General features: G+C 73.3%; 10 protein-coding genes and 1 rRNA gene. 5 read left to right on the top strand and 6 right to left on the bottom strand.

What is annotated here, in order from left to right; translation table 11 throughout:
• A 5S ribosomal RNA gene (gene rrf / locus ACFFHU_RS31735) occupies window positions 1–77 on the top strand; the annotation flags it as partial.
• 102 nt (window positions 78–179) lie between these two features.
• Here rrf and ACFFHU_RS29145 read toward each other — a convergent pair.
• The 3 genes from ACFFHU_RS29145 to ACFFHU_RS29135 form a co-directional block, all read right to left on the bottom strand.
• Complete coding sequence (locus ACFFHU_RS29145; RefSeq protein ID WP_377343664.1) at window positions 180–932, bottom strand: NADPH-dependent F420 reductase; 753 nt, start codon at window positions 930–932, stop codon at window positions 180–182.
• Between the two features lie 99 nt (window positions 933–1031).
• Entirely contained in the window at window positions 1032–2060 is a 1029-nt protein-coding gene (locus ACFFHU_RS29140; protein ID WP_377343645.1) for a questin oxidase family protein, read from the bottom strand.
• A 40-nt stretch (window positions 2061–2100) separates the two neighbouring features.
• Window positions 2101–3729: an alkaline phosphatase D family protein gene (locus ACFFHU_RS29135; RefSeq protein WP_377343643.1), complete on the bottom strand. Its 1629-nt coding sequence runs from the start codon at window positions 3727–3729 to the stop codon at window positions 2101–2103.
• Window positions 3730–3946: 217 nt separating this feature from the next.
• Here ACFFHU_RS29135 and nudC point away from each other — a divergent pair, with 217 nt between their 5' ends.
• From nudC to ACFFHU_RS29120, 3 genes are all read left to right on the top strand, one after another.
• Window positions 3947–4870 carry an NAD(+) diphosphatase gene (gene nudC / locus ACFFHU_RS29130; RefSeq protein ID WP_377343642.1) on the top strand — a complete coding sequence of 308 codons (924 nt, stop codon included), beginning with the start codon at window positions 3947–3949 and terminating at the stop codon, window positions 4868–4870.
• Window positions 4871–5242: 372 nt separating this feature from the next.
• Complete coding sequence (locus ACFFHU_RS29125) at window positions 5243–5875, top strand: DUF6230 family protein (protein ID WP_377343641.1); 633 nt, start codon at window positions 5243–5245, stop codon at window positions 5873–5875.
• Window positions 5876–5961: 86 nt separating this feature from the next.
• Entirely contained in the window at window positions 5962–7632 is a 1671-nt protein-coding gene (locus tag ACFFHU_RS29120) for a DUF6114 domain-containing protein (RefSeq protein ID WP_377343640.1), read from the top strand.
• Between the two features lie 98 nt (window positions 7633–7730).
• On the opposite strand, the gene ACFFHU_RS29115 is transcribed toward ACFFHU_RS29120, so the two are convergent.
• The gene (locus tag ACFFHU_RS29115; protein WP_377343639.1) at window positions 7731–9401 is read right to left on the bottom strand and encodes a DUF885 domain-containing protein; all 1671 of its coding nucleotides are present in this window, start codon (window positions 9399–9401) and stop codon (window positions 7731–7733) included.
• Between the two features lie 132 nt (window positions 9402–9533).
• On the opposite strand from ACFFHU_RS29115, the gene ACFFHU_RS29110 reads away from it, so the two are divergent.
• Entirely contained in the window at window positions 9534–10502 is a 969-nt protein-coding gene (locus ACFFHU_RS29110) for a DMT family transporter (RefSeq protein WP_377343638.1), read from the top strand.
• On the opposite strand, the gene ACFFHU_RS29105 is transcribed toward ACFFHU_RS29110, so the two are convergent.
• Both ACFFHU_RS29105 and ACFFHU_RS29100 read right to left on the bottom strand, forming a co-directional pair.
• Window positions 10447–11523 carry a PHP domain-containing protein gene (locus tag ACFFHU_RS29105; protein WP_377343637.1) on the bottom strand — a complete coding sequence of 359 codons (1077 nt, stop codon included), beginning with the start codon at window positions 11521–11523 and terminating at the stop codon, window positions 10447–10449. The two genes, ACFFHU_RS29110 and ACFFHU_RS29105, sit on opposite strands and share 56 nt — an antisense overlap.
• Window positions 11520–12260 (bottom strand): M23 family metallopeptidase, encoded by a 741-nt coding sequence (locus tag ACFFHU_RS29100; protein ID WP_377343663.1) that lies wholly within the window; start codon window positions 12258–12260, stop codon window positions 11520–11522. Before ACFFHU_RS29100 ends, ACFFHU_RS29105 begins: the two co-directional genes overlap by 4 nt.
• Window positions 12261–12520: the final 260 nt, after the last annotated feature.

Genomic DNA, 12520 nt, shown 5'->3' with positions numbered 1-12520 from the left:
CGAACCCGGAAGCTAAGCCCTCCAGCGCCGATGGTACTGCACCCGGGAGGGTGTGGGAGAGTAGGACGCCGCCGGACAACCAATTCGAAAAGGGCCACCCCTGGTTGGGGGTGGCCCTTTTCGCATGTCCAATGATTCTCGAATACCTCACGCCCTCATCGACCGTCGAGGGCCGGGCCTCACGGGCGGGCCGCGGCCAAGCCCTCACGGACGCCGGCCGCATCCCGGTCCGTGCCGTAGACGGGGGTGTCCGGCTGCTGCCGCCAGCTCTCATCGAGGGTGCCGGCGTCCACCGGGTCGAAGCCCAGCTGGTCCACCAGTTCCATGACGGTACGCTTCGCCGCCTCGTCGTCACCGGCCACCGGAAGGCCGATCCGTCCCGCCTCGCCGGCCGGCTTGCCGTGCTCGAGCAGGTGCTGCGCCTGGATGTTGTTGAACGCCTTCACCACCCGCGTCCCGGGGAGGTGTCCGGCGGTCCACCGGCTCGAGCTCAGGCTGCGGTCGCTCAGCTCCGGAATCTCGCCGTCCCGCTGCGGGTAGTAGTTGTTCGCGTCCACCACGATCAGGTCGCGGAAGGCGTCCCGGGGCAGGTCGGGCACCGCCTTGACCGGGATGGCGATCACCACGAGGTCCGCTCCGGCCAGGGCCCCCTCCACGGTGTCGGCCTGCGCCCCACTCTCCGTCGTGAGGTCCCGCAACGACTCCGGGCCCCGGGTGTTCGCCACCGTGACGTCGTGCCCGAGCGACTGCAGTCGCCGGGTGAGCGTTCCACCGATGTTGCCGGATCCGATGATGCCGATCTTCATGCGTCCACTCCTGTCTCCGCCGTGATAGGCGGGCGGATCCTGCTGACGCCACCGGCATACCCGCCCCGGCCGGGCGTTACCGCCCGACCGGCGGATGAGAGGACAATTACTCCCGCGAGCCAGCATCCGGGAGCCGAGCATCCGGGAGCCGAGCATCCGAGAGCCGGCAACCGGCAACCGGGATCCCGGGGGCCAGGATCCCCGGCCCGGGCCCGGTGAGCCCGGCTACTCGGTCGCCAGCGCCGCCGAGCACCGAGCGGCCGCCGCCAAGGCCGGCACGCCGGCGCCGTGCCGGTACGCGTCGACAGCCGTGTCCGCGAACTTGATCGCATGCGGGTCACCGGTGGCCATGGCCCGCTCGACCACCTCCTCGGGGTCGACGCCGGCCGGCGCGGCGGGCGCCGGTCGACCCTCGGCGGGCGCGTACGCGGCGGTGACGGCCGCCGAGGCGGCCCAGCCAGCGTCGAGACTGGCCGGCCAGAGCGACTCGGGCAGGGCAGGCAGGCACCGCAACACCGCGTTCGGGGCGGTTGCGGCGTGCACCATCATCACCTCGTTCCCGTGCCCGTGGGTGCCGTACCGGAGCACCGCGGCCTCGACCACGTCGCCGAGCCGGTCGGTCGGGCTCCCGCTGCCGGGCACGGCGCCCGCCGCGTCCGCCCAGCCCGGCAGGTCGGCGAGCTGCGCGAGCCGGGCGCGGATCCCGTACCGCTGGTCGGGCACCCGCGGCACGGCATCCAGCGCCGCGCGCGGATCGGACGCCCGGTACGGCCCGGCGCCGGCCGGGGCGAGTGGCTGCCAGCGGGCGGCCCAGTAGGCGAGCCCCTGTCCCAGCTCACCCACCCGGGCGGGGGTCTCGGCGTCGAGCAGGGCCCGCACCGCGTGCCCCACCCGGATCACCCCGTGGGTGGCGCCGGCCGCGATGCCCGGCAGGAGCCGGGGCCACCATCGCACCAGCACCGCCCGCCAGGGCTCCTCGACCATTTCCCGGTCGAAGAAGCTGAGCCAGTCACCCGTCCGCACGGGATCACCCAGCGGGTCGCGCCACTCGTCGGGCGCGATTCGGGCGATCCCGCGCGGACGTTCGGTCATCAGGTCGGCGTACGAATCGAGCCAGGGATGCACCTCGGCCGACCGGCCGGCGCGGTCCAGCGCCTCCGCCGCCATGGGCGCGTGGTTGGACAGCCAGCCGTTCCGCTCCGGCCCGGTCTGCGACACCCGCTCGTACGCCTCGTCCAATATCGAATCTGCCATGCTCCTGAGCTTGCAACCTGAACCAATGTTCAGGTCAAGCTCAGCTGACCTGCGCGGACTCCTGGCGGATGCGAGCGGAGCCGGCACCCACCGACCAGCCGGCCACCCAGCGGGTGCCGGTGTCCCGCTTCGTCCGGTCGACCAGGTGGTACCAGTCCATCCGGCACCGCGTCGGCGTCACGTCGAAGACGCCGTACCCGTGGCCGTCCAGTTCCGTCCACCGCACGTGCGGGTTGGTGACCCGCAGCAGGCTGGCGCCGGCCACGCTGAGCGGGTTGCCGGCCGGCAGGTGCAGGAAGTCGTTGACGTTGTCGCTGGTCACCGACGGCACCACGAACTCGGCGGCGGCCGGGTTCTGTTCGCCGGTGGCCCGCGTGGTCAGCTCGTTCGCCCAGGAGGTGTGGATGTCGCCGGTCAGGAAGACCACGTCCCGGGTGCCGTGCGCGCGCAGGTGGTCCACCAGCTCGTTCCGGTCGGCGTTGTAGCCGTCCCACTGGTCGACGTTGAGCGCCGCGCCGTTCTCCGGAATGCCGAGCAGCTTGCCCAGCGGGCCGAGCAGCCAGGCCGGCAGCGCCCCGACGTCGACCCGGGCGATCATCACGGGGTTGCCGACCAGTCGCCACTGGGCGCCGGAGTTGACCAGGCCGTCCTTCAGCCAGGACAGCTGGTCGTCGCCGGTGATGGTCCGCGCCGGGTCGTCCACCGCCGTCCCCGAGGCCTGCTTCGACCGGTACGTCCGCAGGTCCAGCATGGACAGCTCGGCGAGCCGCCCGAACCGCACCCGCCGGTAGATCCGGCCGCCCTCGCCCATCCGCACCGGCATCCATTCGAAGTACGCCTGGTGCGCCGCCGCCGCCCGCGTGGCGTAGTCGCCCTCGGCGCCCGGGGTGTGGTTCTCGGCGCCGCCGGACCAGGCGTCGTTGGCCACCTCGTGGTCGTCCCAGGTGATCACCCAGGGCAGGCTCGCGTGCAACGCCTGCAGGTCCGGGTCGGTCTTGTAGAGCCCGTGCCGGATCCGGTAGTCGGCCAGGGTGAGCGTCTCGTTGGTCGGCTGCACCGGCCGCACCACCGTGCCGCCGGCGTCGAACTGTCCGGTGCCGTACTCGTAGATGTAGTCGCCGAGGAAGACGACCAGGTTGAGGTCCCCGCGGGCGGCGAGGTGGCGGTACGCGGCGAAGTAACCCGCCTCCCAGTTGGCGCAGGACACCACGCCCATCCGGAGCCGGTCGATCGCGGCGTCCAGCGGCGGGGAGGTCATGGTCCGGCCGGTGCCGGACCAGTCGTCCCCGTAGCCGAACCGGTACCAGTAGGTGGTTGCCGGTGACAGGCCGGAGACCTCGACCTTCACCGTGTGGTCCCGGTCGGGGCCGGTGGTCACGGCGCCGGCCGCCACCACCGCGGTGAAGTCCGGGTCCGCGGCCACCTGCCAGGAGACCTGGACGGTCGGGCCGGCACCGGAACCGGGAACCGCCTCCGGCACCGGGGTCACCCGGGTCCAGAGCAGGATCCCGTCCGGGAGGGGGTCGCCGGAGGCCAGCCCGTGCCGGAAGGCGGCGCTCGCGGCCCGCGCCGGCTGGCCGGCGAGCACGGATCCGGCCAGCACGGTCGTACCGGCCGAGGCGCCGGCGAGCCGGAGAAGGGTACGACGGTCAACAGAGACGTTCGTCATGGCCTGTCTGTCTAGCATCGTTGTCGGTCGATCGGGAGGGTCGCGGCGAGGTGTTCGCGCACGGTTCGCTCCCGCTTCGCCCACCCCGGGCCGTTCGGTCGCCTCGCCCGACGGTTTCCGTCGGAACCGCTGCGCTGCCGGTGACCGTGACCCGCCGCCCTACCGGTCGTCGTGACCCGCTCGGACCGGGGCTGGCGGACCGTGCGACGGTGGGCGCGTGGACGACGGCGGACAGACACTGACGTACAACGGTGGTTGGCTGGATCGGACCGGGGCCGAGCGCGGCGATCCGGCCCGGGTCGCGGCCCGGCTCCGGGCCGGCGCGCGGATCGTGCCGGTGTGGCGGGACCGGTGCCTCGCGGTCGGGGATCCGCCGACGCCGGTCCGGCTGGCCGGCGCCGCCGCCGAGGCGGTGCTCGCGGCCGGCGCCGATCCCGTCTTCCTGGGTCTGAACGGTGAGTCGGCGGTGTTCGCGGTCGACCTATCGGCGCTGCCCGAGGAGCGGGCCGTGGCGGCCGCGGGCGCGCAGACCACCGTGGACGTGCGGCGCATCGTCGGCGAGCTGCCGCCGGCCGAGGCGGCCACCCAGGCGTACGCCAGGGGGCTGCTGCACTGGCATCGCAACCAGGCCTTCTGCGGCGCCTGCGGAAGCCCCACGACGGCCCGGGACGGCGGCCACGTACGAGCCTGCACGGGGTCCGACTGCGCGCGCCTGCTGTTCCCGCGGATCGAGCCGGCGGTGATCGTGGTGATCGAGGCTCCCGACGATCCGGCCCGGTGCCTGCTGGCTCGGCATGCCGGCGCGCGGCCGGACGGGTTCGCGCTGATCGCGGGCTTTGTGGAGGTCGGGGAGAGTCTGGAGGACGCGGTACGCCGGGAGGCGGCCGAGGAGACCGGTCTTCGGCTGACCGACGTGCGTTACCGGGCCTCCCAGGCCTGGCCGTTCCCCGCCGGCCTGATGGTCGGCTTCACGGCCGTGGCCGCATCGGACCGGGTCGCCGTGGACGGGGTCGAGGTGGTCGAGGCGCGCTGGTTCAGCCGGGCGGAGCTGCGGGCGCGGGTGGCCGCCGGCCGTCCGCTCGGGCGGGTGGACTCCATCGACCGGCTGCTGCTGACGAATTGGTTGTCGAGTGTGGAATGATCTCGGCCGGCCGGCGGAGTCGAGGCTCGGCCGAACGGATTCCAAACTCCCGTCCAGGCTGTCGTTACCAAAACGTGACCTAATCGTGTGACGGCTACGTCGGGTTAACCGGCCGGCAACTTCCGTGGCTTTCCGGGGGTTTTGTCCGGGGAAGTTGATCGCTCGCTGACGCCTTTCCGATTACCGCCGGCAATCCCGGCCGATTACCGCAGTTACTCGTCAGTAGCAAGGGACTTGTGAGCCACGTCGCTTCGCGAGAACATCGGGCGCACGCCTGAGCTACCGAGCAGTACGCGCCGGGCGGCTGACCTGAGAACCGCCCACGCCCCCAACTCGCGGCGCGGCCACTGGGCGAATCACCGAGGAGGACCCGTGCAGGATTCCCGTGACAATCTGGTGCAGGGACGCACCAGGTGGCGCCGCTTCGCCATCCTGATGGTGCCGAGTGCCGTCGCGGCCGCCGGCATCGTCGTCGGCATCGCCAACGGCGCCATCGCCGCCTCGCTCAACGTCTCCGGATCGACCTTCCAGGTGTCCGCGGACCGCCTCGAAGGCGAGGGCTTCACCCAGTACGGCGGCGTCGCCGCCGCCAAGGACGGCGCGCACCCGGTCGCGATCTCGGGAATCGACGACGCGACGCTGTACAACATGTGCCAGTCGGTGAACGTCGGAGGCGCGCCGGTCACGGTGACCATCAAGGCCGGCACCGACAAGGACCACCCGGCGCACGCCACCAACATGCTCATCGGCATGGACGAGCTCCGCGGCAACGCCGAATTCACCGACATCAAGATCGGCGTGGACGCCGGTGACCTCGGCGGCGACTCGGGCGCGTTCGGCCAGAAGGCCAAGCACGTCACCATCAAGGACCTCGGCCAGGTGGCCCGGTATACCAGCGCCGGCACCTTCACGCTGAACAACCTCCAGCTCAAGGTGAACCTGGGCAACCCGGCCGACTACCAGTGTGTGCCGTGGGGCCCGCTCAACGCGGCGCCCAAGAGCTAGTCTGCACCGCCGGTTCCGCGGTGGGCGCCCACCACGGAACCGGCGGAGCCGTGTCCAGCCGTCCAAGCACCGCGAGGAGTTGACCAGTGACCACCGTCGAGCCGCAGCACACCCGCCCGGGTGCGCCCACCCGGGCCTGGCGGGCCTTCCGCCGGTGGCGGCGCTCCCGGCCGTTCTGGGGCGGGCTCCTGCTGTTGCTGGCCGGCGTGGAGATCTTCGAAACGACCCAGCGGAGCATCGGTGACCTCGAGGTCCACTTCGGCCCCACCGGGTTCCTCTCCTGGCTGATCCCGGCCATCCTGGTCGCCTGCGGCCTGCTGCTGTGGGTGACCCCGCAACAGCGACTCTTCTACTCGATCGTCGGCTCGCTGACCGCCGTCTACTCGCTGATCGCGGTCAACTTCGGCGGCTTCTTCCTCGGCATGCTGCTCGGGATGGTGGGTGCGGCGCTCGGCTTCGCCTGGACGCCGCGCCGGCTGCCGGCGCCGGTCGAGCCGGTGCCGGCGCCGGACCTCGAGTACGACGACGAGCCCGAAGACGCCGAGGACCTGGTGCCGTTCCCCGGCGCCGACCCGCGACCCGCCGACGATCGGTCCGAGCCGGCCGACGCCGGGCTCGACCTCGGCCACGGCCGGCATGGGTACGACCACCAGCCGGCGGACCTGCTCACCGACACCCTGCCGCAACCGCGCAACCCGCTCCGCGAGCAGCCCCCGCAGCCCGACGGACCGGGCGGTTCGGGGTACCCCGCCGACCCCGGCCGGATCCGCGGCGTACCCCGGGAGACCGGCGGTCCGGGCCCGGGGTCGGCCGGCGAGCGTGGTGGGCCCGGCGCCGGCCTGCTGGCCGCGCTCCTGCTGGCCGGCTCCCTGGCCGCCACCGGGCTTGCGGTGCCGCTGCGGGCCGCGCCCGCCGCGGCGGCACCGTGCCCGTCGGTGCCCGGACCCACCGCGAGCGCCGGCACATCCGGCGAGCCCGCCCCGACCGCCCAGCCCGGCACGCCGAGCCCGGCGCCGGCGCCCCCCTCGCCGTCGCCGTCCGCCACCCCCAGCCAGGGCTCCGGCAACATCCTCACCGGCATCGTGGACGGGGTCCGCAAGGTCTTCGGGATCTCCTCGGACCAGCCCGCCGACCCGACGCCCGCCCCCAGCGCCACCCGGTCGGCGGCCCCGGCCGCCAAGCCGGCGGCGGCCGCTCCGGAGGCGCCGGCGCCGAGCGGCGGTCCGGCCAGCGGTACGCCGACGCCGACCGGCAGCCCCTCGTGCGACCCGAAGCCGGGCAGCTCGGCGGATCCGGGCAAGGGCAAGATCCCTCAGCTCGCGCCCGATCCGGGCGCTCCGGTCGGCGCCGACCAGCCGTCCCGGCTGACCGGCAGCAAGCTCACGATGACCGGCCTCAAGTACGAGGGCATCATCAAGGACTTCCGGACGGCGCACGGCACGGTGCCGGTGCTGAAGTTCTCGATGGACAAGGCGGTCACCGACGACTTCCTGTTGCGGATTCCGGGTCAACCCCCGGCGCTGCGGTACGCGAGCGACAAGCTCACGGTGGACGGGCACGTGGTCTTCTACACGACCCGCTTCGTGGCGCGGTTCCTCGGCATCAAGCTGACGCTCACCCCGGACTCGCCGCTGCCGCCGGACGGCATTCCGATCCCGTTGCCGTTCGGGATCACGATGACCGACCCGGACATCCAGCTGGCCCTGGTCACCTCCGACAAGCTGATCGCCGATCCGCTGGTCAACAACCTCGGCTGAGCGCCCGGTGTGACGCCGCGACGAGGCCCTCGCGGCGGCACACCGGGAGGGCCTCGTCGTCGTCGGTACGGATCACGCGGCACACGCCGCGCGAGGCGTCAGAGCCGGGCCAGCGCCGCCCGGAACGGGTCCAGGCCGAGGGAACCGAGGTCCAGGGCCTGGCGGTGGAACTCCTTGAGGTCGAAGGCGGCCCCGTGCCGGGCCTTGGCCTCCTCGCGGGCCTGCAGCCAGATCCGCTCGCCCACCTTGTACGAGGGGGCCTGAGCCGGCCAGCCCAGGTAGCGGTTGAGCTCGTACCGCAGGTTCTCGTCCGGCACCCGGCAGTGCGCCCGCATGAACTCCCAACCCAGCTCGGGGGTCCACCGCTCGCCCGGGTGGAAGCCGAACGGGTTGTCCCGGGGGATCTCCAGCTCCAGGTGCATGCCGATGTCCACGATGACGCGGGCGGCCCGGAATGCCTGGCTGTCCAGCATGCCGAGCTTGTCGCCCGGATCCTCCAGATAGCCGAGCTCGTCCATCAACCGCTCGGCGTACAGCGCCCAGCCCTCGCCGTGCCCGGAGACCCAGCAGAGCAGGCGCTGCCAGCGGTTGAGCAGCTCGGCGCGGACGGCCGTCTGCGCGACCTGGAGGTGGTGCCCCGGCGCCCCCTCGTGGAAGACCGTGGTCACCTCGCGCCAGGTGGAGAAGTCGGTGATGCCCTGCGGCACGGCCCACCACATCCGGCCCGGTCGGGCGAAGTCCTCGCTCGGCCCCGTGTAGTAGATGGCGCCGTCGCTGGTGGGCGCGAGGCAGCACTCGATCCGGCGGACCTGCTCCGGGATGTCGAAGTGGGTGCCGTGCAGCTCGGTGATGGTCTTGTCGGCCAGCGCCTGCATCCAGTCCCGAAAGGCCTCCTTGCCCTGCACCGTGCGGGCCGGATCGGCGTCGAGCGCCGCGACGGCCTCGTCGACGCTCGCGCCGGAGCCGGCGATCCGCGCGGCCACCGCGCGCATCTCGCCCTCCAGCCGGGCCAGCTCGGCGAACCCCCAGGCGTACGTCTCGTCGAGGTCGACCCTGGCCCCGAGGAAGTACTGGGAGGCCAGCTCGTAGTGCTCCCGGCCGACCGCCTGCTTCTCCCGGCCCCGCGGGGCCAGCTCCTCGCGGAGGAACTGACCGAACCCGGCGGTGGCCGCGGTCGCCGCGGCCGCGCCCCGGCGCAGGTCGGCCTCGACCGCTCCGGTGGCGTCGAGCCGCTCCGCCAGCCCGTGGAAGAAGTTGTCGCCGGACGGGTCGACCCAGATGTCGCACTGCTTGGCCACCTCGAGCAGCTGGTGCCGGGCGCTGACGTGACCGGAGTCGGCCGCCTCGCGCAGGGTGGTCTTGTAGTCCTCCAGCGCGCCGCTGAACCTGTTGAGCCGGGCCGCGATGTTGGCCACCGCCGCCTCGCCATTGGTGGGCATCAGGTCGAACACCGAGCGCAGCTCGTGCAGCCCGCTCGTGGTGACACTGACCTGGCTGGTGTCCACGCCGGCGTCGTACATGGCCTGCTGCAGGCCGAGCCGCTCCCGCATGGACTCCCACGCGACCCGCTCGTGCTCGCTGTCCGGCTCGGTGCTGTCGAGCGCGGCGAGCGTGCGCTGGGTCAGCTCGGCCCGCCCGGCGAAGCCCGCCGGTGACATGTCGTCGAGTTGGTCGTCGTAGCCGTCGATGCCGACGTAGGTGGCGCCGGTCGGGCTCAGTTGCGCCCAGTCGCTGACGTACCGGTTGGCGAGGTCATCGATTCTTCCCACGGACCGACCCTACGCGACGCGGTCGATCCGGCGCCCGCCCCTTTTACCCGGCGCCGGCGGTGACTGTGCCCCCGGACACACCGGCCGAAAACCGCGCGCCGATTGTCGTACCCATACCGCAGAGTGTCAGGGGTGACCACGGTGACCACTCCTGTCAAGGCCGACCTCCGGCAATGGCTTCCGGGCTTCCTCGCCCTGGCCGCGATCTGGGGGTCGAGCTTCCTGTTCATCAAGGTGGGGATCGGCGAGCTGCACCCGCTCTACGTCACGCTCGGCCGGGTGATGGCCGGCGCGCTGACCCTGCTGGTGCTGCTGGCCGTCTTCCGCGACCGGCTGCCCCGGGACCCCCGGCTCTGGCTGCACATGGTGGTGGTCGGCGGGATCGGCGTGGCGCTGCCGTTCACCCTCTTCGGGTACGGCGAGCAGCGGGTCTCGTCGCTGCTGGCCGGCATCTGGAACGCCACCACGCCGCTGGTGGTGCTGCCGCTGGCCGTGTTCGCGTTCCGCACCGAGCGGCTGACCGGCCGGCGCGCCGCCGGGATGGCGCTCGGCTTCGTCGGCGTGCTGGTGGTGCTGGGCGTGTGGCAGGGCGTCGGCGGGTCGCACCTCACCGGGCAGCTCATGTGCCTCGGCGCGGCCGCCTGCTATGGCGTGGCCATCCCATACCAGAAGCGGTTCGTGGCGGGCCGGGCCGAGTCCGGGCTGGCGCTGTCGGCCACCCAGCTGCTGGTGGCCGCCGCCCTGCTGGCGGTGGTGGCGCCGCTGGTGGCCGGCGCGCCCCCGGCGCCGACCCGGCTCTCCCTGCCGGTGATCGCCAGCGTGCTGGCCCTCGGCGTGCTCGGCACCGGGTTGGCCTTCGTCATCAACATGCGCAACATCCGGTTGGTGGGCGCCAGCACGGCCTCCATGGTGACCTACCTGATCCCGGTGTTCGCCGTGGCCATCGGCGTGCTCGTGCTGGGCGAGCACCTCAGCTGGTACCAACCCGTCGGCGCCGCCATCGTGCTGACCGGCGTGGCCGTCTCCCAGGGTGTCCCGGTCCGGCTCACCCGCCGTGCGAGCCGGCCCACGCCAGCAGCCGCTTCGCGGGCAGCGTGTTGACCACCCGGTCGGGCTCCACGCCGCACCGCGCCGCGCGCTCACAGCCGTAGCGCTGCCAGTCCAGTTGACCGGGGGCGTGGGCGTCGGTGTTGATGGCGAACCGGCAGCCCGCCTCCAGGGCGACCCGGATCAGCCGCTTCGGCGGGTCCTGCCGCTCCGGGCGAGAGTTGATCTCGACGGCCTTGTCGTGCTCCGCGCAGGCCGCGAAGACCGCGTCCGGGTCGAACTCGCTCGGCTTGCGGGTCCGGGCCCGGTGGCCGCGGTCGCCCGGCCCGGTCACCCCGGGCGGCCGGGAGGCGACCATCCGGCCGGTGCAGTGCCCCAGGATGTCCAGATGCGGGTTGGCCACCGCCGTCACCATCCGCCGGGTCATCCGGGCACGGTCGTCGTTCAACCCGCTGTGCACCGAGCCGACCACCAGGTCCAGCCGGGCCAGCAGGTCGTCCCGCTGATCCAGCGAACCGTCCGCCAGGATGTCCACCTCGATCCCGGTGAGGATCCGGAACCCCTTCGGCAGCTGGTCGTTCACGGCGGCCACCAGGTCGAGCTGGCGGCGCAGCCGGTCCGCGGTGAGGCCGCGGGCCACCTTCAACCGCGGTGAGTGGTCGGTGACCACCAGATACTCGTGGCCCAGCTCGACCGCGGCGAGCGCCATCTCCTCGATCGGGGAGCCGCCGTCGGACCAGTCCGAGTGGGTGTGGCAGTCGCCGCGCAGGGCCTTCCGGAGCCCGGCCGCCGCGTCGTCCAGGTCGACGCCCTCGGTGGCGGCCAACCGGCGCAGGTACACCGGCTCCTCGCCGCGCAGCGACTCGGCGACCGTCCGGGCGGTCACGTCGCCCACCCCGGACAGCTCGGTGAGGGTGCCCGCCTCGGCCCGGGCCGCGAGTTCGGCGGCCGGCAACTCGGCCAGCGTCTTGGCGGCCGTCCGGAAGGCGCGGACCCGGTACGTCGCCTCGTTGGCCCGCTCGAGCAGGAAGGCGATCCGGCGCAGGTCGGCTATCGCGTCGCGGGCCTTGCTCATCGGGGCGCCTTGGGACAGCCGTGCGTACGCTGCCAGGCGGCCACGGCGTCGGCGGGCGACCGGTTGGCCTTCCGGTGCCAGGCGTCCAGGAAGGACGACGGCCACAACACCCCCCGGCGGATCCACCAGTCACCGGTGCGGGCGCACGGCGGGGAGATGCCGAAGTGCAGGTGGCAGACGCCGCTGGCATTGCCGGTGTGGCCCACCGCGCCGAGCGACTGGCCCGCGCTGACCCGGGTGCCGCCGGTCAGGCCGTCCGCCACCCGGGACAGGTGCGAGCCGTAGTACCGCACGCCGTCGTCGCCCAGCAGCGAGACCGACTTGCCGCCGTTGTCCGGACCCTGGGGGCCCGACTTGGCGTACCGGTCCACCCGGCTCACCTCGAGGACGGTGCCGGACGTCACGGCCACCACCGGCGAGCCGCAGGCGGCGAAGATGTCGGTGGCCGGGTAGTCGTGGTGGGTGGTGTGCCAGTCGACGTTCGACGTCCGCACCGGGAAGACGTACCGGCCGGTGGCGCCGGTCGGTGACGGCGTCGGGGTGGCCGACGCGGCCGACGCGGCGGACCGGCCGGCCCCCGCGGAGTCCGAGGCCGACGGCTGGGTCGGCACCGCCGGGCCGGCCGCGCCGGCCGTCCCGGCCGCGGGAGAGGTCGCCCACGAGGTGGCCGGTTGGTCCGGGCCGGAGCAGCCGGCCGCCGCGGCCGCGACGGCGGCCAGTGCCGCGAGCAGCGCCAGCGGTCCGCGTCGGCGCCATCCGTCCGGCCGCTGTCGGAGCGGCCGCTGTCGGAGCGGCCGCTGTCGGAGCGGCCGCTGTCGGAGCGGCCGCTGTCGGAGCGGCCGCTGTCGGATCGGCTGTGGTCCGATGGGCTGTGGTCCGATCGCCTGTGGTCCGATCGCCTGCGGTCGGATCGCCTGTGGTCCGATCGCCTGCGGTCGGATTGGCCGCCGGTCGGCCGGTCGCGGTTCGGTCCACTGCCGTTCGGTCGGTCGCCGGT

Origin of the sequence: Plantactinospora siamensis (assembly GCF_042434095.1) — a bacterium.
In the GTDB taxonomy this organism is placed as follows: Bacteria; Actinomycetota; Actinomycetes; order Mycobacteriales; family Micromonosporaceae; genus KBS50.
This window is presented reverse-complemented; position numbering and strand designations above follow the sequence as displayed.

Bases quoted from the DNA above. Each gene is read 5' to 3' on its own strand.
- ACFFHU_RS29145 (WP_377343664.1), bottom strand. From the start codon at position 932: ATGCTGGCTCGCGGGAGTAATTGTCCTCTCATCCGCCGGTCGGGCGGT.
- ACFFHU_RS29140 (WP_377343645.1), bottom strand. From the start codon at position 2,060: ATGGCAGATTCGATATTGGACGAGGCGTACGAGCGGGTGTCGCAGACC.
- ACFFHU_RS29135 (WP_377343643.1), bottom strand. From the start codon at position 3,729: ATGACGAACGTCTCTGTTGACCGTCGTACCCTTCTCCGGCTCGCCGGC.
- ACFFHU_RS29105 (WP_377343637.1), bottom strand. From the start codon at position 11,523: ATGAGCAAGGCCCGCGACGCGATAGCCGACCTGCGCCGGATCGCCTTC.